This window comes from Pseudomonas sp. FP1742 (genome assembly GCF_030687145.1).
Taxonomy (GTDB): domain Bacteria; phylum Pseudomonadota; class Gammaproteobacteria; order Pseudomonadales; family Pseudomonadaceae; genus Aquipseudomonas; species Aquipseudomonas frederiksbergensis_D.
In genome coordinates this window covers 2,519,409-2,542,694 of record NZ_CP117460.1, presented here as the reverse complement: position 1 = coordinate 2,542,694, position 23,286 = coordinate 2,519,409, and the positions used below count along the sequence as shown (strand labels likewise).

General features: G+C 56.8%; 21 protein-coding genes and 3 pseudogenes. 9 read left to right on the top strand and 15 right to left on the bottom strand.

What is annotated here, in order from left to right; translation table 11 throughout:
• Positions 1-20 precede the first annotated feature (20 nt).
• Positions 21-680 carry a carbonic anhydrase gene (locus tag PSH64_RS11370; RefSeq protein ID WP_105345655.1) on the top strand — a complete coding sequence of 220 codons (660 nt, stop codon included), beginning with the start codon at positions 21-23 and terminating at the stop codon, positions 678-680.
• Positions 681-798: 118 nt separating this feature from the next.
• Here PSH64_RS11370 and PSH64_RS11365 read toward each other — a convergent pair whose 3' ends face one another.
• The 4 genes from PSH64_RS11365 to glsB all read right to left on the bottom strand — a co-directional run bounded on the left by PSH64_RS11365 (position 799) and on the right by glsB (position 5,082).
• Complete coding sequence (locus tag PSH64_RS11365) at positions 799-1,149, bottom strand: BON domain-containing protein (RefSeq protein WP_105345657.1); 351 nt, start codon at positions 1,147-1,149, stop codon at positions 799-801.
• A gap of 228 nt (positions 1,150-1,377) precedes the next feature.
• Positions 1,378-2,880 (bottom strand): aldehyde dehydrogenase family protein, encoded by a 1,503-nt coding sequence (locus PSH64_RS11360; RefSeq protein WP_105345660.1) that lies wholly within the window; start codon positions 2,878-2,880, stop codon positions 1,378-1,380.
• Between the two features lie 83 nt (positions 2,881-2,963).
• Positions 2,964-4,082: a DUF3616 domain-containing protein gene (locus tag PSH64_RS11355; RefSeq protein ID WP_105345663.1), complete on the bottom strand. Its 1,119-nt coding sequence runs from the start codon at positions 4,080-4,082 to the stop codon at positions 2,964-2,966.
• A 91-nt stretch (positions 4,083-4,173) separates the two neighbouring features.
• Complete coding sequence (gene glsB, locus PSH64_RS11350; RefSeq protein ID WP_105345665.1) at positions 4,174-5,082, bottom strand: glutaminase B; 909 nt, start codon at positions 5,080-5,082, stop codon at positions 4,174-4,176.
• A gap of 263 nt (positions 5,083-5,345) precedes the next feature.
• Between glsB and PSH64_RS11345 the strand changes: the two genes are divergently transcribed.
• The 3 genes from PSH64_RS11345 to PSH64_RS11335 all read left to right on the top strand — a co-directional run bounded on the left by PSH64_RS11345 (position 5,346) and on the right by PSH64_RS11335 (position 7,862).
• Complete coding sequence (locus PSH64_RS11345; RefSeq protein ID WP_105345668.1) at positions 5,346-5,861, top strand: DoxX family protein; 516 nt, start codon at positions 5,346-5,348, stop codon at positions 5,859-5,861.
• Between the two features lie 61 nt (positions 5,862-5,922).
• Positions 5,923-6,621 (top strand): dienelactone hydrolase family protein, encoded by a 699-nt coding sequence (locus PSH64_RS11340; RefSeq protein WP_105345670.1) that lies wholly within the window; start codon positions 5,923-5,925, stop codon positions 6,619-6,621.
• Positions 6,622-6,674: 53 nt separating this feature from the next.
• On the top strand, positions 6,675-7,862 hold the full coding sequence (locus PSH64_RS11335; RefSeq protein WP_019579454.1) for an MFS transporter: 1,188 nt from the start codon (positions 6,675-6,677) through the stop codon (positions 7,860-7,862).
• Positions 7,863-8,074: 212 nt separating this feature from the next.
• Here PSH64_RS11335 and PSH64_RS11330 read toward each other — a convergent pair.
• Positions 8,075-8,497, bottom strand: a pseudogene (locus PSH64_RS11330) (PLP-dependent transferase); the annotation flags it as partial.
• Between PSH64_RS11330 and PSH64_RS11325 the strand changes: the two are divergent.
• Positions 8,481-8,918: pseudogene (locus tag PSH64_RS11325) on the top strand (LysR substrate-binding domain-containing protein); the annotation flags it as partial. The pseudogenes PSH64_RS11330 and PSH64_RS11325 overlap by 17 nt on opposite strands.
• Positions 8,919-9,536: 618 nt before the next feature.
• Positions 9,537-10,055 (top strand): cysteine hydrolase family protein, encoded by a 519-nt coding sequence (locus PSH64_RS11320; RefSeq protein ID WP_105345673.1) that lies wholly within the window; start codon positions 9,537-9,539, stop codon positions 10,053-10,055.
• Positions 10,056-10,213: 158 nt separating this feature from the next.
• Here PSH64_RS11320 and PSH64_RS11315 read toward each other — a convergent pair whose 3' ends face one another.
• The 6 genes from PSH64_RS11315 to PSH64_RS11290 form a co-directional block, all read right to left on the bottom strand.
• Positions 10,214-11,266: an alpha/beta fold hydrolase gene (locus tag PSH64_RS11315; protein WP_305480704.1), complete on the bottom strand. Its 1,053-nt coding sequence runs from the start codon at positions 11,264-11,266 to the stop codon at positions 10,214-10,216.
• Between the two features lie 288 nt (positions 11,267-11,554).
• Complete coding sequence (locus PSH64_RS11310; RefSeq protein WP_305480703.1) at positions 11,555-13,414, bottom strand: ABC transporter ATP-binding protein; 1,860 nt, start codon at positions 13,412-13,414, stop codon at positions 11,555-11,557.
• Positions 13,415-13,876: 462 nt separating this feature from the next.
• Positions 13,877-14,491, bottom strand: coding sequence for an alpha/beta fold hydrolase (locus tag PSH64_RS11305; RefSeq protein WP_305480702.1), 615 nt, complete (start codon positions 14,489-14,491; stop codon positions 13,877-13,879).
• A gap of 460 nt (positions 14,492-14,951) precedes the next feature.
• The gene (locus tag PSH64_RS11300) at positions 14,952-15,269 is read right to left on the bottom strand and encodes a putative quinol monooxygenase (protein ID WP_105345683.1); all 318 of its coding nucleotides are present in this window, start codon (positions 15,267-15,269) and stop codon (positions 14,952-14,954) included.
• Positions 15,270-15,286: 17 nt separating this feature from the next.
• Positions 15,287-16,129: a helix-turn-helix domain-containing protein gene (locus PSH64_RS11295; RefSeq protein WP_305480701.1), complete on the bottom strand. Its 843-nt coding sequence runs from the start codon at positions 16,127-16,129 to the stop codon at positions 15,287-15,289.
• Between the two features lie 244 nt (positions 16,130-16,373).
• A complete protein-coding gene (locus tag PSH64_RS11290) occupies positions 16,374-16,952 on the bottom strand; it encodes a DUF4337 domain-containing protein (protein WP_305480700.1) in 579 nt (192 codons plus the stop codon).
• Between the two features lie 276 nt (positions 16,953-17,228).
• Between PSH64_RS11290 and PSH64_RS11285 the strand changes: the two genes are divergently transcribed.
• Positions 17,229-17,501 (top strand): hypothetical protein, encoded by a 273-nt coding sequence (locus PSH64_RS11285; RefSeq protein WP_305480699.1) that lies wholly within the window; start codon positions 17,229-17,231, stop codon positions 17,499-17,501.
• Between the two features lie 44 nt (positions 17,502-17,545).
• Here the strand turns inward: PSH64_RS11285 and PSH64_RS11280 are convergent, their stop codons facing one another.
• Both PSH64_RS11280 and PSH64_RS11275 read right to left on the bottom strand, forming a co-directional pair.
• A complete protein-coding gene (locus PSH64_RS11280; protein WP_305480698.1) occupies positions 17,546-18,859 on the bottom strand; it encodes a hypothetical protein in 1,314 nt (437 codons plus the stop codon).
• A gap of 267 nt (positions 18,860-19,126) precedes the next feature.
• Positions 19,127-19,576 carry a GNAT family N-acetyltransferase gene (locus tag PSH64_RS11275; RefSeq protein WP_305480697.1) on the bottom strand — a complete coding sequence of 150 codons (450 nt, stop codon included), beginning with the start codon at positions 19,574-19,576 and terminating at the stop codon, positions 19,127-19,129.
• A 232-nt stretch (positions 19,577-19,808) separates the two neighbouring features.
• On the opposite strand from PSH64_RS11275, the gene PSH64_RS11270 reads away from it, so the two are divergent.
• Positions 19,809-20,378, top strand: coding sequence for a DJ-1/PfpI family protein (locus tag PSH64_RS11270; protein WP_305480696.1), 570 nt, complete (start codon positions 19,809-19,811; stop codon positions 20,376-20,378).
• A gap of 158 nt (positions 20,379-20,536) precedes the next feature.
• On the opposite strand, the gene PSH64_RS11265 is transcribed toward PSH64_RS11270, so the two are convergent.
• The gene (locus PSH64_RS11265) at positions 20,537-21,046 is read right to left on the bottom strand and encodes a GNAT family N-acetyltransferase (protein WP_370694465.1); all 510 of its coding nucleotides are present in this window, start codon (positions 21,044-21,046) and stop codon (positions 20,537-20,539) included.
• Between the two features lie 52 nt (positions 21,047-21,098).
• Between PSH64_RS11265 and PSH64_RS11260 the strand changes: the two are divergent.
• A pseudogene (locus tag PSH64_RS11260) lies at positions 21,099-21,236 on the top strand (DNA mismatch repair protein MutT); the annotation flags it as partial.
• 867 nt (positions 21,237-22,103) lie between these two features.
• On the opposite strand, the gene PSH64_RS11255 reads toward PSH64_RS11260, so the two are convergent.
• Positions 22,104-23,153, bottom strand: coding sequence for a DUF3592 domain-containing protein (locus PSH64_RS11255; protein ID WP_305480695.1), 1,050 nt, complete (start codon positions 23,151-23,153; stop codon positions 22,104-22,106).
• Positions 23,154-23,286: the final 133 nt, after the last annotated feature.

The following is a 23,286-nucleotide window of genomic DNA, read 5'->3' as shown; positions in this document are numbered from 1 at the left end:
TCATTGCAAGGAAATCAGCCATGAAAGCGCTTATCGAAGGTTTATTGAAGTTCCAGAACGAAGCGTTTGCGCAACGTACCGATCTGTTCAAACACCTGGCCACCACCCAGCATCCGGGCACCTTGTTCATCACCTGTTCCGACAGCCGTGTGGTGCCGGAACTGCTGACCCAGCAAGAGCCCGGCGAACTGTTCGTGGTGCGCAATGCCGGCAATATCGTGCCCTCTTACAGCCCGCATCCCGGCGGCGTGTCAGCCACGGTGGAATATGCGGTCGCGGTACTGGGGGTGACTGACATCGTGATCTGCGGGCATTCGGATTGTGGCGCCATGACTGCCATTGCCCAGTGCAAATGCATGGATCACCTACCCGCCGTCAGCGGCTGGTTGCAGCACGCAGAGTCGGCCAAGGTGATCAACGAATCCCGCCCTCATGCCAGCGACGTGGCCAAGGTAAATTCGATGGTGCGGGAAAACGTCATCGCCCAACTGGCGAATATCCAGACCCATCCGAGCGTGCGCCTGGCCCAGGAAAAAGGCCGGCTGAACTTGCATGGCTGGGTCTATGACATCGAGACCGGTTCGGTCGACGCCCTGGATGGCGACAGCCGCACGTTCGTGTCACTGGCCGAGCACCCGGACACCTGTGCCGTTTATGGCAAAGTGATTGAAGCCGCTTGAAAGCTGCACTCGCCCCGCTGCGCCAGGCTTGGCGCAGCCTCGCTGATATGAACAGGCGCGCGACCACCCCCGGCCTCGTTTCCCGACCGGGAATGTGACACTCACCAAGTCGCCCCCGTTATTTATCGTCCGTCTTCGCTGACGATTGTGGCCGACGCTCAGCGGACTCTTCGGCATTGGGCGCTTCTGGAAAACTGCCTGGCGTGAACACATGAGTGAGCAATTCGCTGGCATCGATATTGACGACACCAGGAACCGTGCGGGCCAGAGCAACAGCCTGCTCACACTGTCTATGGGTGTTGACGCGACCGCTCAATGCCACCGTGCCCGCGTGGGTTTTGACGTGGACATTCAGGCCAAGGTTGGGTTCGGCCAATGCCAGGGCCGACTTCACCCGCGTGGTGATCCACGCGTCGTGAACGACCGTTTCCAGACCATGGGAGTAACGTTGAAAGGAATGAAGTTTCATGGAACAACCCTCCCTCACATAATCCGAGGCACCATCCGTCTGCGCGCAGACACGGACTCACATTAAGTATAGTGCGGACGGTGGCCGGGGGCCGGGGGCTGCGCCTAATGAGCGACGAAAATCCTGTGGGAGCGTGGCTTGCCCGCGAAGAGGGAGTGTCAGGCAACATTGATGTCGCCTGACACCCCGCTTTCGCGGGCAAGCTCGCTCCCACAGGTTTTGCGCGTTTCAGCGTTTGACCGACAGACTCGTCTGGGTCATGCGACTGCGGATGGTGAACACGCCATCACCCGAAAGAATCGCGCTGCGTGCAAACAGACGCCCGCTCTCCCAGTTCGAAAGCCCCAGTTCCGGCTTGTTCAGCGCGTACTGTCCGTCGACCCAGCGGGTGATCCCGTTGCCGACAAAAGGCGCGTTGACCGCGTTGTAGAAGCGCTCCTGCGCCAGTGCATCTTCACTGATCAGCGACACGGTGAATTGCGGGCTGTAGCGGTTGAACAAGGCGATGGCCTGGTCCAGGTCGTCGACAATCTTCAGGCTGACTTCCGGGGTTTCTTCCCATTCCCACTCGCGGCCCAATTGCTCCTCGGGCAGCGGTTCGGCCTGTGCTTCGGTCTGATAGCCTTCGGCGCGGTACACCTCGACGCTCGCGGTACGCCAATCGCTCGGCAAATGCTGCTCGCTACCCTCGACGATATGCAACTTGCAGCCTTGGCCCCGAGCGGTACCGGCCTGTTGCAGCGCATCGAGAAACAGCGGCACCAGTTCGCCAGCGCGGTCGCGGTGGATCAGGCAGACGTTCAGGGTGTTGCAGACTTTGCGGTCCAGCGAGTTGCGCACCACGGCGGCGAAGCGCTGGGCGTCGGCGTCTTTATTCGCGATCAGCCAGGCGCCACCGGTGCCGTGCAGGCTGACGGCGGTGCCGGCCTGTTGCGCGATGCTGCCCAACTGGCTGACCGCCCCCCCCGAACCACGGGCCACGGCCAGCGACAAACGCCGGTCAGCGAACATCGCCCAGCCGGCCGCGTGATTGACGCTTTCGACCAGTGACACCGCACCGCTTGGCAACCCGGCGTCGGCCAGCGCCGGATTCAATGCATGGGTGACGATGGCCTGGGCGGTGCCCAATGCGTCGCTGCCAATGCGCAGCACCGCGGTGTTACCGGTACGCAATACACCGGAGGCGTCGGCGAAGACATTCGGCCGGCCTTCGAACACGAACGCGACGATGCCCAACGGCGAAACCACCTGTTCGACTTTCCAGCCGTCGTGCTCGACGCAACTCACGACTTGACCGCGGGTGGCCGGCGCATCGCGCCAGGCCCGCAGGCCTGCGATCATGTCGCCACGCATGCGTTCATCGGCCAGCAAGCGCGTGGTGGAGCGCCCGCGCGCCTTGGCCCGCTCGATGTCAGCCAGGTTGGCGGCCGCAATCAAGGCCCAGCATTCCGGGGTTTCCAGGCGTTGCGCAAAACGATCGAAGAACTCGCTGATGGCCTGATCCGAAACGCTGGACATCGCGGCAAACGCCGCCTCGGCACGCTCGATGGCGACCGCCGCCGCTTGCTGGTCCGCCACCGGGATCAGCAACAACTCGCCGCTGACCTGCTCCACCAGCAGATGGTCACCGGGCTGAAAGCGCGCCGCCAGCTCGGGGCTGACGACCGTGACACGATTACCGGCAAATGGGATCGGCGTACCAGCGACTAGACGTTCGAGCGCAAGAGACATGAAGCGGTTTCACCATGCAGGGGGGCGGTCGGAAAATGTATAGGAAAATCCGTGGAGCGTCATTCACCGGGACGCGGTGGCGGTTACTTTTTCGCAAGTCGAAATACATCTTGCTCCAGGCGATTGCTTCTTTGTTTTCGCCACCCGGCGTTCACGTCATAAACCACCAGCAGCAAGGACTCCTCTACACCCTCGGTGCCTATAAAGGTCATCCCTTCGGCATGATCGCAGCCTTTATCCTCTCCTTGCCCATAAGGAACCTCCAGGACCGACGTCATTTGTTCGCTGGAAACGAAACCTTCAGTTGCTGGTCTGGCACCGCCGCGCCATCGAAATACAGTGACGGGCCCGTCGAGGTCCATCGTTGGCCCCGCCAGGATCAACATATCGTCACCATCGAGGCATAAGTCCCTGACGCCGAGTCCATTGAGCTGGAAAAAATGCTTTCGATACTTTCGCCCACCCGGCCCGATTTTCTTCAGCCTCAGTGTGTGAGCAACCTTGGGATGGTCTTCGGGTTCGACCTCCAGAATGATTGCCCATCCCCGCAGCACAGGCCCTCGCAACCCGATAAAAACACGCTTGCCGTTAACCTCGAGGCCTTCGGTATCGAACCCGTTGTCCTTGCCGGGAATGTGCAGGAATGCCCCAACATGTTCGTCGTCCTTGAGTTCATCGAGCAATTCGTTACCCAGTTGATTGCCGGCCAATTGGGCGGCGACTCGATCATCGCTGGCGGTGCCCTTCACCAAAGTGAACGTCCCGTTTTCTTCGACCAGTGGAATCCGGGCCAGGAGAAAACGATTGCCATCACGGCTGACAGTGGCCAGACGCTCGGCGTTCTTCTTCAGGGACTTGCTGCTATCGGGCTTTTTCCGCTTCAGGCTGTGAGAGCCCACGATCCAGAGATACCCTGAGTCGCGGTCGTAACTCATGCCTTCCAGGTCGGCTTCAACGTCTTCTTTGCCAACGTCCGGCATGACCGGCAGCGTCAACAGGGATGCCAACGGGAACCGCTTCTGCTGATCAAACAGAAATTCGCCCGGGCTGGCGCGCTCACGCCGGGTGAAACGTTCAAGGCTCAAGGATTCATCATTGGCGACCCACAGGGTATTGCCGATCTGCACCACGGCAGACAACCCCTTGCGCAAATGAGCGTCCGCCTCATTGAAGACGAGAAGCGCGGAACCGAATTTCATCATGGAATCACCCGCGCCTCCACCCGATCGGGTGAGCAGTCAAAAATTGTCTACTTCACGCTAGCGGCCATCAGGCGCAAGTCAAGGAACGCCATCAGAACACCGACCAGCCAATCCGCTGACTCAACAACTCCAGCGCCGCCATGCCCGCGAGGGAGTTGCCGGCGGCGTTCAATTCCGGGGACCAGACGCACACCGTGAATTGCCCTGGCACCACCGCGACGATGCCCCCGCCCACTCCACTCTTGCCCGGCAGACCGACGCGATAGGCAAAGTTGCCCGCTTCGTCGTACAGCCCGCTGGTGGCCATGATCGAGTTGACTTGCTGGGTCTGGCGGGCGCTGAGGATCTGTGCGCCGCTGTGTTTGCAGAAACCGTCGTTGGCCAGGAAGCAGAACGCCCGGGCCAGGTCCACGCAACTCATGCGCAGCGCGCAATGGCTGAAGTAGCTGCGCAGCACCGCTTCGACGTCGTTATGAAAGTTGCCGAACGACTGCATCAGGTAAGCCATGGCCGCGTTGCGCGCGCGGTGCTGGTATTCGGACTCGGCAACCTTGCCGTCCACCATGATGTTCGGGTTGCCGGACAAGCGCCGGACAAAATCGCGCATCGACAATGCCGGCGCGGCAAATCGGGACTGGTTGATGTCGCAGATCACCAGCGCACCGGCGTTGATGAAGGGATTGCGCGGGCGCCCACGCTCGAATTCCAGCTGCACCAGCGAGTTGAACGGCTGGCCGGACGGCTCGTGGCCGAGACGTTCCCAAATGGCTTCGCCGGAATGTTCGATGGCCTGCACCAGGCTGAACACCTTGGAAATACTCTGCACCGAAAACGGCGTGTCGGCGTCTCCAGCACAAAACAACTCGCCGTCATTGCCATACACGGCAATGCCCAATTGATTGGCCGGTACCGTGCCGAGGGCGGGAATGTAGTCAGCCACTTTGCCCTGACCGATCAACGGTCGGACTGCGTCAAGGATCTCGTTCAACAGCGCTTGCATGCCGGGTTCCGAAGTCTCGCCCCATGGGATTGCGGGGACACTGTCGCTAGACGCCGCTGACCGGCGCTGAATCACAGTTTTGTATGGGAATGTATCTGTTGCGGCCCGGGATACACCCACTTGCACCGGGCGACCTTTCAGACATATCGCCAATACAGCTGATTGCAACACTTCTGGCGTCCGCTGACCACCGATAACCGCTAGTGGCTGCCGAGCAGCTGCTAGCGGTAGACACTCGCAATGAATGCCCGGAGACCAAAACCATGACCACCTCTCTCTCATCAGCCGTCCAGGGCCTGCACCTGAACCTCGACCGCGTCGGCAACTGGATCGCGCCTCTCACCCTGCGGCTGTTTCTGGCCTGGGAGTTTTTCGAGTCGGGCCTGGAAAAATGGAACGGCCAGAACTGGTTCGCCGATATCCAGGACAACTTCCCGTTTCCCTTCAACCACGTTCCAGCCACGCTCAACTGGGAGCTGGCGATGTGGGCCGAACTGATCTGCGCCCTCACCTTGCTGGCAGGCCTGGGGACGCGGCTTTCGGCGATTATTCTGATCGTGGTGACTGTCGTCGCGACCGCTGCCGTTCATTGGCCGGCCGATTGGTCTACATTGAGTGAACTTGCCCAGGGTTATGCCATCAGCAATAAAGGCCACGGCAACTTCAAGCTGCCGCTGATCTACCTCGCAGCCCTCATGCCGTTGTTGTTTTCGGGGGCCGGCAAACTCAGCCTGGACGCGTTGTTGGCTCGATGCTTCTGGCGGCGCAGTCAGCGCTGATGCACCAGCGTCGAGGTAACCCCAAACCCACCCCACCCAACTTGTGTAGACAGGAGCCATCATGAGCGTAACCACCCAATGGATCGAACTCAGCAGCGCCGAAGGCACCTTCGGCGCCTACCTGGCCATCCCCCATACCCGTAAAGGTCCGGGGATCGTGCTGATTCAGGAAATCTTCGGCGTCAACGAACACATCCGTTCGGTCGCCGAGCAATACGCCGCCGATGGCTATCTGGTCATAGCGCCGGATCTGTTCTGGCGCCACGGCCACCGTATCGAACTGGGCTACGACGAAGCCGGCTGGAAACGCGCCGTCGAATTGATGAACGCCACCAACATCGCCAAGGCCCAGGCTGACATCAAACTGGCCATCGACGCCCTGAAGGCGCATCCGGGGCTGGACGGCAGGATCGCGTCCATCGGTTACTGCTTCGGCGGCATGCTGTCGTACAACACCGCGGCCAACGGCTTCGTCGACGTGGCGATCGCCTATTACGGCGGCGGCATACAGAACCAACTGGATCGGGCCGGTGAAATCAAAGTGCCGCTGCTGATGCACTTCGGCGAACAGGACAGCCATATCCCGATCGACGCCGTGAAGCAAATCGCCGAGCGCTTCGAGTTCAACGACGATGTCGATATCGAGGTGTATCCGGGTGCCGAACATGGCTTCAACTGCTCGCACCGTGACAGCTATAACCAGCGGGCGGCGGTCGAGGCGCATGGCAATACGTTGATCTTTTTAAGTCAGAACCTTTGATAGCCGGGGTTGGCGCTATCAATACTCGGTGAGTATTCAACCCGGAAACCAGCATGGACAACCTCGCAAAACCCAGACCAGCCTCACTGCGTATCCCCTCCACGGTCTGGGCCCTGGGTTTTGTCAGCCTGTTCATGGACCTTTCGTCAGAGCTGGTGCACAGCCTGTTGCCGGTATTTTTGGTCACTACTTTAGGCGCCAGCGCACTGACCGTCGGGGTGATCGAAGGCATCGCCGAGGCGACGGCGATGGTGGTCAAGATATTCTCCGGCGCCATCAGCGACTTTATCGGCCGGCGTAAAGGCCTGCTGTTGATGGGCTACGGTCTGGCGGCGTTGTCGAAGCCGCTGTTTCCCCTCGCGCACTCGGTTGATGTGGTATTTACCGCGCGGTTTCTGGATCGCATCGGCAAAGGCATTCGTGGCGCGCCGCGCGATGCGCTGGTCGCCGATGTCGCCCCGGCCGAAATTCGTGGCGCCTGCTTTGGTCTGCGCCAGTCGATGGACACCGTGGGGGCGATTCTGGGTCCGGTTCTGGCGATCGTGCTGATGCTCTGGCTCGGGCAGATCCATCTGGTGTTGTGGTTTGCGGTGATTCCGGCGGTGATATCGGTGGCGCTGATTGTCGGTGGAGTCAAAGAGCCTACCGATGTCGCCGGGAAACACACCTTTCGCTCGCCTATCCACTGGAAGGTTCTGCGGGAGTTTTCCCGGGGTTACTGGTGGGTGGTGATCGTCGGCGGGCTCTTCACGCTGGCCCGTTTCAGCGAGGCCTTTTTGGTCTTGAAAGCGCAGCAGACAGGCCTGACGGCCACTTGGGTGCCGATGGTGATGGTGGTCATGTCGCTGCTGTATGCGGTGTCTGCCTACCCTGCCGGCTGGCTGTCCGACCGGATCAGCCGCACCAAGTTGCTGTGTGTCGGCATGGGGCTGCTGATCCTGGCGGACCTGCTGCTGGCGCAAGCGGATTCAATCATGACCATGATGGCGGGCGTGGCCTTGTGGGGTCTGCACATGGGTTTCAGCCAGGGCATTCTCGCGACGCTGATCGCCGACACCGCCCCCGAACATCTGCGGGGCACGGCGTTCGGCCTGTTCAATCTGATCAGCGGCGTGTGCCTGTTGATCGCCAGCGTGCTGGCTGGCGCGCTATGGGAAACCTCGGGCTCCGCCAGCACTTTCATCGCCGGGGCGGTGCTGGCGGCTGCGGCGCTGGCGTTGCTCCTGTTGCGCAAGTCCTAATGCCGGCAAATTAAGCCGCAGCGCACTCTTTGTAGCAGCTGTCGAGCTTGCGAGGCTGCGTTCGGCTGCGAAGCAGTCGTCAAACCAGAACTTGCGGTGTGTCAGGCGAATCGCGTTAGCCGGATTCACGACTGCTTCGCAGCCGAACGCAGCCTCGCAAGCTCGACAGCTGCTACAGGTCGCGTTGCGACTGACCGGCATCAGCGCAAGTCCTAGTCCTCGATCGCGGTGAACCCGCGTTGCAAATCCTCAATCAACGCGTCGACATCTTCCAGGCCAATGTGCAACCGCAGCACCGGGTTCAATGCGCGATCTGCCGCACTGTTGCGATCCTGGGTGTCGGCGACGGTGACCAGGCTTTCATAGCCGCCCCAGGACGCGCCCAGACCAAACACCTGCAGCGCATCGATAAACCGCTCGACATACGTAGCGTCGGCATCACGCAGTTCGAAGGACAGCAATCCGTTGCTGCCCGTGAAGTCCCGCCGCCACAATACGTGATGGGGATGATCGGTCAGCGCTGGGTGAAACACCCGTTTCACCTGCGGTTGCGCTTGTAGCCAATGAGCGATTTCCAGGGCCTGGCGTTCGTGCACCTCCAGGCGTGGTGCCAGGGTTCGGGCGCCGCGCAGCATGGTGATCTCCACCCGTGAAGACCCGACGCTCGAAGGCTTCGCCTTGCGCACTTCGCCGGTGTGGTGGATCTGCTCGGCGCAGTACATTCATACGCCCGAAGAACCCTTGCCGCTGATTCTGGTGGATGAACCGAGTATCTATCGTCGCTACGCCCTGGAGGCGCTGGAGCGCGCCAACATTCCATGGCGCCAGGCGTACCTGGCGTCGAACCTGATCGGCATCAAGGCCGCAACGCGTGCCGGGCTGGGCGTCACGCCCAGAAGCATGGAAATGCTCGGCCCGGACATGCGCGTACTCGGCGAAAACGATGGTTTGCCACGGCTGCCGGACGTGACCTACCACTTGTGGATTCGGCCCAACACCGTGAACCCGCTGGTGCGTCGGGCCTATGAATTGATCAGGAGCAGTCGGGGGCTTTGACGCGGCTCGCCAGCTACCGCAAACGCAAACAGGCTCAGCAATGGGCACGGGCCATGTGGGAAATGTAAGCACGCAACACCGGCCTGCAGGCTTTTCAGTGGGTTCAGGCCGTCCATTCGACCGAACCCCGTCACGCGTGAACGCGCAACAACCCTCGCGCTTTCTGGTGAGCGCAGGCGAACCCGTGACGGACTTGAACCTGTGGGAGCGGGCTTGCCCGCGAAGAGGCCATCACATTCAACATTGATGTCGCCTGGCACACCACCTTCGCGGGCAAGTCGGATCGCCGCACCACCGTTCCCAGCAGAAATAGTGTTTTCGATCTAAGGGCCGATAGCAGCGCTTCGTAGCGGACGGCTATCGGCCAAAAGCGAACCTTAACGATCGTGAATCAGTCTTCACCTTCATGCGCTCATTTGCCAACCCGGTGCCGTGCAGCTATTGTCAGCTTTATGAATCAGCCACGAATTGCCTTGACCACGACTACCACGACCGCCAGAGGCGGGTCGTGAGAGGTGTCGTGAGCCAATAACACACGAACTTCAAAGGCCCGCCAGTGATGGATAGGGCCTTTTCTTTTGCCCTTGTGTCGCTGGTCCAAACGCAAGGAAAAGCACTATGTATGCACTCTTGATTCTCGATATGCAGGTTGGGTTGTTTCATGGTCCGGAAAAACCATGGGCTGGCGAAGCTCTGCTAGACACGTTGAATAACCTGTTGAGTAAAGCCCGGCGTGCAGGTGCGCCGATTTTTCTCGCACGCCATATTGGTCCACCTGGTTCGCCTATCGAGTCCGGAAGTCCGTTGACGCAACTGGTGCAGGAACTGGAGCTACAGGGCGACGAAGTGATCTTCGAGAAAAGCCGACCCAACGCCTTCACCAAGACTGCTCTGGCCGATCAGCTACGAGCTTGTGGCGCTCAGGGCGTGGTCATTACCGGAATGAAGACCCAATACTGTGTCGACAGCACCTGCCGCGCTGCACGGGATTTTGGATTCGATGCTGTGCTCATCGCCGATGGCCACACCTGCAACAGCACCCCTGCGCTGAAGGCTGAAGAGATTGTTGCTCATCACAATGCGACTCTGGCGGGACCATTCTGTCGCGTCGTATATGCTGAGGACTGGTGTTTCTAACCGCCATCGACAGACCGGCCCGAGTCAGGGCCGATCTGTCCGTTTTGGGTCGAGGCTGTGTAAAAACGTTTTTGATCGTAATAGGTGGCTGGATTCGACACAAAAATTGCGCTCCTACGCAAATTTCAGGTCTGCCGAGTTGCCGAGCGCCAGCAATCCTAGAGCTCCACTTTGTTGTTCGCGGACTGCGTCAGAAACTCGGTGATCAGTGACGTAACCTGCTGTTGGATTACCTCGCGCGGGCGAGCATTGTCGCCATCCCCGCAAATGATGCCATCGCCAGGAATGTCCTCTTCGAGCAATGCCACTGCACCTGGTTTGCAAATCGGCAAGAAGCTGAAATGGCTGGCGTCACTGATCTCGACATAGCGGCTGGACGCTTGGGGCAGGCGTGTGGCCAGGTTGGCGGACTCCAACTGAGCAGGCAGTTCCACCGATGGTGCGCCGGCAGCGATAACTAGCACCGGCACCGGCAGTGCCGCAAGGCTCTCATCGGTCATCCCGCGCGAGAGCCCAAGGTCCAAAGAAACCACAGCGGTGACGCGTTGATCGCGCAAATCGCCGGCCAGACCGGCCTTTAATGCCGGAGTACTCTCAGGGTTGATCTTTTGATAATTGGTGCAACTGGATAACTGCGGATGGAGTTTGCAGTCACGGGCAAACAGGGCCGGGTCGAAACGAGCACCGGCGATCTCCATTGCAGTCCAGCCGCCGAGTGAATGGCCCACTACAGCAATTTGACGCTTCGTGACCACGCCAAATTTTTCAGGTTGCGTGGTGACCGCCTCAATGGCCCGATGCAGGTCAATGGGCCGCTGCCATAACTGCGCCGCCGCTTGCGGGCTTCGATCATGGGTCGTGGTGCCGGGGTGGTTGACCGCTGCGACAATGTAACCCTTATGGGCCAATGCACTCGCCAACCAGTTCTGATTGTTCCAATTGCCTCTGAATCCATGGGAGAGCACCACCAATGGGTGCTCGCCAGCAGAGGGTGGCGCGTTGCGAACCGCTGAAGCACCGACAAACACCACATCGTCGCCGATCAACTGTGGGGTGATGGTCGTTGTACTGGGATACCAGACGACCATCTCCAGCGGACGCTCATTGTGTGGGTCCGGCAGGGTGTAGGATTGGAAGCCGACAGAGTTGACGTCAGCGAGAGCGCTGGTCGTCAGACAGGTTAAAAGCAGAGCGCCGAGAGCTGTTTTCAATGGGTTGTCTTCCTTGATTTAGATAGGGGTTCAGAACCTGGAACCCACCGATAGCGTGCATCACATCTCGCAAATTATAGAAATCCAGCGCCGTGAGCAGGTGAATCTGCACCGACATTAAAGCCGATACTCCGACTGACATGCATAGTTTTCGTTATCTGCATTGACCGGTCAGCAGCCGGGCTTTCGGGGCAAGTCCGAAGGGCCGCTATGGGCCGACAGCAGCCGTTGCCGTGTGGAATGGTCGTGGCCCGCCCCTATCGCCCTCCTGCTGCGCCCTCTTCACGCTCACACCTGATCCATAGCCTCGGCCACTCCCTGATCCTCACCCAGAAACCCGCCGCTTTGATGCTGCCACAGCCGCGCATAGATGCCGTTCTTCCCGAGCAATTCGGTGTGGGTGCCCTGCTCGATGATGCGTCCGTTGTCCATGACGATGAGCCGGTCCATGGCCGCGATGGTGGACAGTCGATGGGCGATAGCGATCACAGTCTTGCCCTGCATCATTTCATCGAGGCTTTCCTGTATGGCCACTTCGACTTCCGAGTCCAGCGCGCTGGTGGCCTCGTCAAGTAGCAGGATCGGGGCATTCTTGAGCATCACCCGGGCAATCGCGACGCGTTGGCGTTGGCCGCCCGACAGCTTGATGCCGCGCTCACCCACAAGGGTGTCGTAACCGGTATGGCCTTGCCGGTCGCTCAACTGGCTGATGAACTCATCGGCCTGGGCATTGGCCGCGGCGCTGCGGATTTGCGCGTCGGTCGCATCGGGGCGGCCGTAGGCGATGTTGTCGCGAATGGAACGGTGCAGCAGGGACGTATCCTGCGTGACCATACCGATGGCGCCGCGCAGGCTGTCTTGCGTCACGTGCGCGATGTTCTGGCCGTCGATGCGAATCTCCCCGCTGTCGACGTCATAAAAGCGCAGCAGCAAATTGATAAGCGTGGATTTGCCGGCGCCAGAGCGGCCAACCAGACCGATTTTTTCGCCCGGACGGATGTGCAGGCTCAGGCCATCGAGCACCTGACGTTCGCCGCTATAATTGAAGCTCACCTTATCGAAGGTTACCGCCCCGCCGGAGGTCACCAGGACGCCCGCGTCCGGCGCATCCTGCACCTTCGGGCCGCGGGTAAGGGTTGCCATGCCATCCTGCACGGTGCCTATGCTCTCGAACAGCGAGGTCATTTGCCACATGATCCAGTGCGACATGCCATTGATGCGCAACGCCATGGCGGTGATTGCCGCCACGGCACCTGCGCCGACCTCACCCTGGTGCCATAGCCACAGGGCATACCCCCCTGCTGCCATGATCAATGCCACCACCAATGCCTGATTGACGATTTCGAACTGGCTTACCAGGCGCATCTGACGAAAGCCGGTTTGTTTGAAATCCTCCATCGCTGCACGCGCGAAATGCGCTTCACGATTGGAGTGAGAGAACAGCTTCACCGTCGTGATGTTCGTGTAGGCGTCTGAGATACGCCCGGTCATCATCGACCGCGCATTGGCCTGTTCCTGTCCGACTTTCCCCAGGCGGGGCACGAAGTACCACATGGCCAGCCCGAACAACACAACCCAGGCAACAAAGGGCAGCATCAGTTTCAGGGCGAAGCCGCCGGCCAGTGCGATGATCGCGATGAAATACACCCCGATCCCGGGTGCGATCTCGATAAGGGTGAATAGCATGTCGCGCACCGCTAGCGCCGTCTGCATCACCTTGGTAGTGACCCGGCCGGAAAACTCATCGGAAAAAAACGAAAGGCTTTGCCGCAGCATCAAGCGATGGAAGTCCCAGCGCAGCCGCAACGGCAAGTTAATCGCCAATATCTGATGCTGCACCATGGTGCGCAACGCCACCAGCCCGACACTGGTCACCATTACGATGCCCATGCCCCACAACACGCGACGTTCCTGCGCAGCCGCTTCACCGCCTGCCTGCCAGGTCGAGAGCAGGTCCACGACCTGCCCGAGGAAGGAAAATAGCCAGGCTTCGTAAATCGACACACCGGCACTGAGCAGCGCAAACACAAGGATGTAACCGCGGGCTCCCCGCGTACAGGCCCACAGGAAGCGAGCCAGGCCGTCGGGTGGCGGTGGTACCTCGTCAGGAGGAAAGGGGTCGAGCCTTCGTTCAAACGCACGAAGCATGGTGTTCTCCAAAACGATCAAGTTGAGGAGATTCTGCCATTGAACGGTTGCTTTGAGGGGGTTGCGAAGTTAGAGGTATGCCGCTAAGGCAGATCGCTCTGAGGATTGAGTTGCCGGGAGCGGCCTCTTATACGTTGCCAGAGACCCGGTCGGCAGGGATAAATTTGCCGGTATCGAAGAGGGCTGGCCAAGACCGGACGTTCATCAAGGACCGTTTTCTACCTGTCAGAGTCGGGAGAAAACGACCCATAGCAGGTGGTCAACGAGGTGCGAAATCACATGTCATAGACTCAATTTTGGTTCGTGCACTTTTAACTATGCTTTGATTTTTTTCATCTCTACGCGGTTTGCGCAGAGTATCCGGCGAGGTTAGAGCGATATGCCTCCGGTTGTCTGTCCGCCAGGTCTTGAAACGCACGGGGCCGCACAATCAGTCCGACGCGGTGGCAGCAAGTGCTCCGCTCAGCAGCAGGCCAGATGTCTCTCGATCAACCTCGTCACTTCGGCTGCGTGAGTAAAGCCCAGACTGTGATCGGCGCCAGGGAAAACGTGTAGTTCAGCACGGGGTAACAGTTGAGCAAGGCGCTGGCCGACGCGAACGGGGCTGATCGGATCAGAATCTCCCCAGAGGAGCAGAACTGGCATGCGCAACTCTATCAACTGGAGCGTAAGGTCGGTGCGGTCGTACAGAAAACAACTCGGCAGTGTCGGGTTGGCGGCAGCAAAATCCGGGCGCCAGTCATGCGCGCCCAGAGCAGACATATCTACCCCGCCAGAGGTGACGGTCAGCGTCAGGTGCGTGATCAGCTCAGGGCGTTCAAGCGCTGCAAGCACAGCGACTATGCCGCCCATGGACTGTGCCACCAGCGCTGTGGGCCGGTCGATCTCGGCCAGCACGCGAGCCACCAGATCATCCATGCCAGTCACGCCAGGCAAGGGTGGAGTGTCTCCAAAGCCGGGCCAGCCGATATGGATCTGCTGCGCCGGGTGGGTCAAGCACTCAGCAACCGGATGCCAAAACCGGGTGTTACCTGAGGCTCCGGGCAGGAAGAGGAGTTTGGCGGGGGATGCGATCACAGGTTCGGTCCTTGAAGGTGGGATTGAAAGAGTCAGCAGGAGGGAAAAATGGATGCGACGAGGTTCGATAACCACTTCGAAACGAGAGCCGCCGGTAGAGAAGGGCAACTCGCGACCCAAAGCTGCCCTTCGCAGGGGGCAGATAGCGGCCAAAAGCAGTCAAATGCCTCAAACCTGTCTTGAATAGGTGGACAGCGGCACTCGACACCCAGGGTTCTGTAGAGACACCCGCACTCGTACGCGATGAGGTACAAGCATGTTGACGCCGAATTGACCCACGTGCCGAGGCAAGACTGACCCATCTCCAGACCTGCACAAATCCAGCACAGTCAATGATTCGCGAGGAGTCAGACTTGATCAGTGAAATCTCGGCAACGGGGGCAATTTGGCGTCGGCGCGAATATCCGGGTATTCTCAGCTAATATGATTCCGAAAAACGGCTTTTCTCAATTTCTGCGATTTATGTTCTCGGGCCGTTACTGATGGCAGTTGCTGAAACGACATCGTGAAAAATTATCTTTGGAGAAACTTTCAGCAAGGACTCGAAACACTTGATTTTGTTTTGCACAGGCTCAGAATTCATGTGAGTTTCCCAAGCAGCCTTATCTTCATAGTATTCGTAGAGAACGAACGTGTCTGTCTCTACTTGGGGGCGTTGAACAGCGTAAAAAAGAGTACCTGGCTCATGTTCTGCTAACGCAACTAAAGATCGCAAGAGGCTTTCGAGTTCTTCGGATCGTCCTTGATCCGCTTGAAGCTCCACTAACAATACAAACATGATGTAATTCCTAAAAATTATGGACTCAGTGTCCCTAGGATGCCGGCTTTTCGGAGCGGGGTATTGTAAAAATGCGTCTTGGTGCGTGCGACTCGTAAGTGCTGGTACGGTGCAAGGCCCACTCGGCGCTGAAAATCATGAATGAAATGTGCCTGATCATAGTAACCACACGCTAGAGCTCTATCTATTGTCTCGGCTGAAGGCTCAAGCATCAAACTCCGGATAGTCTGCTGAAATCGACTGAGACATTTGGTTTCGTTGGGAGATTGGCCGGAGAACATTTTCCATCGACGCTCAAGTTGTCGACGCCCCAAACTTAGTGTGCTGGCAAGCGATTCAATCGATATTGTTGAACACCCCCGATAGAGCGTGGTCATGGCTTGTTCGACGAGCAAGTCTGTTGATGGTCTTAGATGATCGGCCAAAAAAGACTGGATAAGTGCGATTCTTTCTTGGCGATCAATAGCATAGGATAAATGTCGGAGCAGTTTTGTGCCCGCCCTCCCCCAAATGTCTTCAACGGAGAGCTGGCAATCCGCTAATTCGTTTGCCGGGATATCTGTAAAACGTTGCAGCATGCCAATCTTAAAACGGACAGCGATAAAACCAATACCTGAGATGGGCGAGAGATTGATGGGCCTGCTGCGAATGCAGAACAGGTGACCGGGACTGACTGTGAAAGAGCAATCCTCTTTGGCTTTTATCCGAAATGGCTCCCCATAATGAAAATACAACTCCGCCCCCGTGCCCGGGAGCAATGTCGGGAGGTGGACGACTTCCGGTGACTCACTCTCCCACCCCCAGAGGCGATCAATGAACGGGCGAAGTCTCAAAGCCGGATATTGATTGAAAATATTCATTAGGAAAACCCTGAAAAGGCCCGATTTTTACACAATCGCAGGGCCTGTATGCCGCATCGTTACTGGATTTCATTTTTTGAAAACCAGTCTTCGCGAGAAAACTATGGCCGACTTTTTCAACAGAATCGGCCGTTAACTTCCCCTCATGAAAGGCAGCTTTGGGTTGTGGATTTCTACCCTTCGCGAAAGGCAACAACCGGCAAGTAGCGGTCGCATTCGACAGGTGAACTTCTGAGCGCCCCGCTTAGATATGCAGCCAAGCCAGCGAACCCAACATGACGCCAATACCCGCGGCCCCAAACGAGATCCGCTTGAGCCATTCCTTACGCGTCAGCAAGGTAATGGCCGCCAGTGAAATTGCTATTTGAATCGCTGTCATTGCCTGGGCCCAGCGGTGATGCTGATGCAGCGCCTGCTCTGACTTCTCGTCCCACTCTCTTGCCCTTTGTTCGAATGCTTCAGCCTTCTTGCGCGCCTCCTCCTTCTGTTCCCCGTACCGCCGCGCCTCAGCAACATAATGGGCGGAGTCCAGCCCAGGGAGATGGCTTGCCAGATCCGACAGATTCTGCCGGCTGGACTTGGCCTGGTAGTAACTCCACTCGTTGGCGGCTTCGGTTTTCTGGATGGCGGCGTTGTTTTTGTCCATGGCCGCCTCATTCTCCGTTGAGCCGGCCTGATAGCTCATCAGGGCGCCGACGGTCGCCATGATGGCTGTCATCACCGCAATCTTGCTGGCAAAGCTATCGCCTTGTGCATGCGCATGATGGGTGGTGTGCTCAATGTGTTGCTCGTGTGGGCTGGGGACTTCGAACTCTGCAGGCATGGGTGTCGATCTTGGAGACGTTAGTGGAGATGGACAGCATTATGAATTGTCCCTGATTCTTTGGACACAATTGACTGGCAGCCAGTAGTCGGTTGTAGCCCCTCGCGAAAGGCAGCAATCGGCCAAAAGCGGTCATTCAGACTTCGCCGATTACGGCCAAAAACCGCCATCGATGCCCAAAGATCTACAGACTTACACGTAGCCAGAGCAAAGAGTGATATGTAACTGCTATACCTTCACCTGCTGCGTTCCAGCATAGTAAGAGGATAAATGAACATGGGATTTCTTGGAGACACCTACCAACAAATCATCACATGGCGCCGGCTCAGCGATTCGGCGGCAGTGAGATACGTCTGTTTTTTGAATTTCCAAACCTCACTGTACACAGTACAAAGCGCTGATTTTTTTAACCTGCCATTGGATACCTCTAATCAAACCTTCCTTGATAGTCAGTTGATTGAGCTATTTATCGAGGTTTCGCCGCGCGATCGGAGTGATGGATATCGGAGCTTGATGGAAGCTATGGACGCTCACGATGCAGCTTTCTGAAGGTACTCAGCTTATGGTTACCAACCGGGCCGAGAGTAACACGACTAATTGAAGGGACGGTCTGCCCGGGCGAGTGCTCGCGTTTCGGGATCGACGTCGAATGCACACTCTGCAAGCACCCAGGCCGGAGCGATGTTCGTGTCGGTCAACGCCTTCACTGCCCGCTTTCGGCAGGTCGAACACGGCGAAAACTCATATACGTAGAGGAGACAGTCGAGCGCCTCTTGGCCAGGATGCGCTTCGCACAAGTTTAAGAGTTCTCCGACGAGATGGTGCATTTTGTCAGCATCATCAAGCTGTGTTAGGTGCTTCGTGCACAATGAAAAATCTCCCTCAAAAAAATTGTTCACCAGCAACGCGACACCGTTTGGGACGTTGCCATCAGCGATCAATCGCTTAGCCACATCTCGCAGTTCTCCGTGCGTTTTAGGTGCAAGAGCCTCTACTGCCGCCCACTGAACTTGTGAGTCGGCATGGTCAATCCAGCGGAGTAATCGACTTTCGAATCGAGGAACGCCGCTTTTTGCAAAGCATCTGAACAGTCGTTTGACATGTTCCGGCTCCTCCGACGCAAGCAGGGCTGCGAATACTATGTCGCGTTGATCGTTAGTGGCTTGCGTTCCCCATCTTCTGAGCCAATAGCATTGTTCTCTGGGGTTCTTTTTGACATACGCCACGACCTCATTGCCATCAAATAACATTGGTTCAACGCGGGTAGAAAAACCGCTAAGGCTATCGTGTGTCTCGCGTATCCCCACGAGATAGCTCGCAATATCGGAATCAACCGCGGCCTTACGCTCCAATGCGGCAAGCCCTCCTTCAATCCCTGTGGTGGCATCAAATTGTTTGATCGGATAGTCATCAACCCAGAAATCCGGATCAGCCTGCAACCATTGCCCCATCTGCCTGACGACATATATCAAGCCATCCACGCCGTCGAGTGCGATGATTTCCTCAGCGCCAATTACGCTAGCGGTACCCGGAAAGAGCGCTAGGGAAGAATACAAAAGACGTCTCGCGTCTTCTGATCCTGAAGCAGCCAGTTCTTTCAGGATCGCACTGCGCTGATTACTGTCGCGTTGATTCTCGGGCGGTGGCGTGTTCTCTAGCGCCTTGATCGCCTGCACCACCTTTGCGTTCAGCTTCGCGCGATCGACAATCGAAAACAGCCACGGAGCCCGATCTACCTCCAGCTGAGGATCATAGGAAACGCATGTTAGGCACGCTTCGATGACTATCTCTTCCAGCCCCTTCGATCCATGATTTTCGACGTGATAAATAGCGCGCCCATGACCTGTCCTGAGAGCCGCGGCGAATGCGGCTTTGGCAAGGGGCAGAACCGGGTGTTTTATTCGCATAAGGCGTCCAATATTGGATCATCAAGCCTGTGAAGATTGCGGTATTTCTTCGCCTCGCACCATGACTATAGCAATCGTGAAGCCGCCGCAATTATGAACTGTAGGGCAACTGCCGTCGTTAATTGGCCAGTTTTAGCCGATTGATCCCCGGCAAGCTGCGATGGAGGCGCGAACGTCAGCTACGGGTCGTTTTCTGCCTCTCACCACAGGCAGAAAGCAGCAATTTGCAGTCTTTAGTGAACGGCAGCCTGGGTCGAAAGCGGCCCTTCAAATGGTCAACCGCTTCTCCATCGGTTGATAGATCAGCCCGGCAAGCTCGCCCACTTCCCCTGCCAACGCAAAGCCGTAACGTTCATAAGCGGCCACTGAAGACAGCGACGCTCTGACTGTTACTACATTGGCCCTGGCCTGCTCCAGAGCCGCATTCACCAAGCGCTTGCCAACGCCGTGGCGCTGCCAGACCGGCGCAACGAACAGCATCGCCACATGGCGCCCTTCCTTTAGCTCGATCAGCCCGACCAGGGTTCCCTCTGCGACACAAACCAGCATCAGGTTGTCACTTACCATTCGTTCGGCAAACGCCTTCTGCGCAGCCACCTTTGTGAAGGTTTCCACGCCCTGCGCCGACAGCGAGGGCGCAACCGCCAGCATGAACGCCTCCAGGCACAGGGCATTGGCGCTCGGCAGGTCTTCCTGAGTCATCTTGCGTATCTGCATGGTCGTCGTCCGTGACTTGAGTAGGGGTATTTTTATACCAGAACATCCGACCTTGAGATACGCAGCAACGTCTCTGCGAACAGACACTGCCATGCGCGACAGGTACCGTTATAGACCGGCAGCTTCGGGTCGATTGCGGGCCTTCGCGACAGGCAGAAATCGGCCAATAGCAGTCCTTGATGTATGTTTGTTGACGCCATATGTTACTGGCACTCATGGAGGATTCTGACTGATGGCACGCGTGGGATTGATACTGACACCCGGTTTTGCGGACTGGGAATATGCTTTCATTGCTGGAACTGCGTCCCCGTTTTACGGGATCGACGTCAGGTTTTTCGCTTCTACTACGGGGCAGTTCCGCTCGCAGGGTGGATTGGCTGTAACTGTCGATAGCAGTTTGCAACAATGTCTGGACTGGAAACCCGACGTTGTTGTCGTCATTGGAGGAATGGTCTGGGAACGTGCAGAAGCACCGGATATTCGAGACTTTCTTCATGCTAGTCGTTCAAGTGGAGCGATAATTGCCGGTATCTGTGGGGGAACGCTGGCACTTGCGAGGGCCGGGCTTCTCGACACGGTTCCTCATACCTCGAACAGCTCTGACTTCTTAAAACAAAATGCCGTAGGTTATGAAGGGCGCAGGCTTTATCGAAGCAGTCCAGTAGCTGTGGTTGCAGACCGCATCATAACCGCTCCAGGCCCTGCCCCCGTTAGCTTCACCTGCGCAGTGTTCGAAGGTGCCGGGCTATCTTCAGAGATCATTTCTCAGTTCAGGTCAATGTTGGCAGCGGAACATCGGTGACCGCTACGTCCTACAAAACAGCCGATCAGGTGATGTGTTCGAGTGGCTACTTTTTGGCCGATTTCTGCCTGTCGTGAAGGGCAGAAATCGCCCCGAAGCGGACGTTCGTGAGTGGCGGATACCGGCCAAGAGCGGACGGTCGTGTTCAGCCGTTTATCTTAGTTATCTGCGAGGCGGTACAGTGCTTGGGCATGAGATGTCGTCAACCCGGCACGTTGCAGATTTCGGCGACTTTGGGAGCTGGCCAGCACGGTCGCGGCGATCAAGTGGCAGCCATGCTTCTTCGCTTGCTCAATTCGATGAGATATCAGTGCTCCATGGTAGCCAAGGCCCCGGGCATCCTTTCGGGTGGCAGCCGTTCCAAGGTAGGCAATGCCATTACTGGCCAAATACATTGAGACTCCTGCCACGACTTTCCCATCAGCCTTCAGGACGCAGATTTTCAGACGTCCGCTCGACGTCTGCTCTGCGAAGGATGCTTGATTCAGCAATTGGTACTCTGGTTTGGTATGAAAACCGCCCGCATGCACATCTGCGAACTGAGCAAGAGTTTTGGACGTGACTTCCTCGATTTCGAATGAGTGGCGACTCAAGACCACCTTCTCGATGGCACACGCGAGTTGCAAGTGAGTCCAGCCCCTCAAACGCTCAAGCTGCGCTTCGCCCACAAGTGAGTACTTCCCCAACGCGGAAGGTTTCCCGATAAGGGGAGTTACGACCTCTAGCTCCGAATGGACCTCACACGAGACTCAGGTCATGGCAGATCATCACTGGTGGTCCGCTCAGGAGCTGAAGGTATGGCCTGAGGCGTTAGTTGAGATGCTCGTGGATGCAGGTGTCTTCGAACCGGCTGCGTAACCGTCACCGCGAATCCATATGCGTTTTTACACACTCTGGGCCAAAAGCAGCCAGTGGAATTGTGAACGAATTCGTCTAGCCTAAGTATCTATGCGGAAACGAATGCTTCTGGCGCATGACTGAGGAGAGTTTGCTTGATACTTGACTTACTAAAATCGACTCTTCACTTGAACAACCATATCAAGGCTGCGTTATTTACCACGCTCGCCCTATTAGTATTTATAGCACTCTATCTCTCCGAACTTTCAAATAAGCCACTACCCTTCAAAGAAAACGCTTCCATGACAGAGGGCACACTCGTGTGGGCTGATGGCACTCAAAGAGGGATCCGGCTTATTATAAGAGACAAGTCCACTAATGAATTAAGAAAATTTCTCGCTCTCCCAGACTACACAAAACTTCCGAAGGGTCTCACAAAAAGCCGAGGAAACCACATCACCATTACACATTATGGAAAATTAGTGACTGGATGCAATTTAGAGTCGGTAGGATTTTGCACACCAAGATGCGGTGAGGCTTACGAGTGCAAAGCTAATAGTATAAAACACTCAGCTGAGGCCTTAAGACATACCAGCATTACCATTTTTTTCTTTTTGGTTGGCATAGTTCTTCATTATTTTTTCCGGGCCAAAAAATCTCCGAAGGATTAATCGCTAAGTTGGTAAAAACTCATGAGGAAAATTGGCAGAACATCGGAGGAGTAAGCTTACCTTCTGATGATTTAGCGCCTGCCATGGGTCGTGAGAGGCAGAAACCCGCCAAAAGCTGCCTGCTGGAACCGACTGAAATCGACCCGAAGCAGTCTTCGCTAACGATTGAACTCACAGGCCTGGACAGCCGTTCGGGCAGGTCCGGCGGCATGATGGGTCAGCCCGTAAAGAAGTACTTGCCTTTGATTTTCCTGGGATTGACGAAGACGAAGTCTGGAAAGATTTTTCCTCGGACGTACCAAACAAAAGCCAGGATAACGATACTTATAGCTAATGCGATAGTGGTTGTTGCCGGACTCGATGCAAACCCCGCAAGCAATCTTGGGAATTGAGAAAGCGCAAGGAGTATGTACGCGTTGTAGGCGCCGACGCGATGGTTGTAGAAGCCCCATACCAAAAACAAGGGGATCAAGGTCATTGAAACACCCATAACCCATTTGGCCGTTGGCCCCATTCTGGCGCCGATATCCACCCCCAGAAAGAATGCAATCAAGGCCTGGGCGAGCATTATCGTGATAAGAATATTGACCTTGCGATCGTGCTCGTCACAACGAATTGGATCTGCATACGAGGCTATAAAGTAGGCAAGATGACTGTCTTTTACACCCCGCCCGGAGAGTCGTGAAAACACTTCCGACTTTGCAGTGCCGGCGGCGAGTAGCTCGCGAACTTTTTCCTTGATTTCTTTCTTGCTCAATGTTGAATGTGAAATGCTTTCTCTTTGCGTCAACTTGACAGATTTCTTAGCAGGAAACACCAGGACAGCTACGGCCCCGATAAAGGCTAGCGTGCCCAAGAAAACGCCGAAGTAAAAACCCCCACCTAGTGAGTAAGTACCCGGCTTCACTCTACCCTGCTTTGTAGGGTCGACAAGAATTTCGATTACTTTTCCTTCCCGGAGTGTTGCAACTGATCTTTCGACCGACTCAAGGCTGGTCTTACAGGGCCGCTGCGATATTTCGAGCGGATAAGTGTATTGCTGTCCGTTCAACTCAAAGGTCACGTTAACCAGAGGGCAATAGGTCATACCCTTACTGCGCATCTCCTCAGAAATGGAGACAGTGGCGACAGTGGCATTCAACCTCTGCCAAGTCTTCGTCTCGTCCACCTCCTTGTACGAGGAAAGAGACACGAAAAGACAGAGCAAGCCAAAGGAAAATAAAACAACGAACAGGGCCGTCCTTAGCAAGAGCAAGAAGGTCTTCATAAGGCTCCTTGACCAACGTGAAATGGAGGTCAGTTGGGATATGACACCTTGGCGGCAAGCCCCCCCGCGCGCGGTGTAATGATGCACTGAGGTTAGTCCGTAGATACTCAAATGCAATGCACTTCTCGCGCTT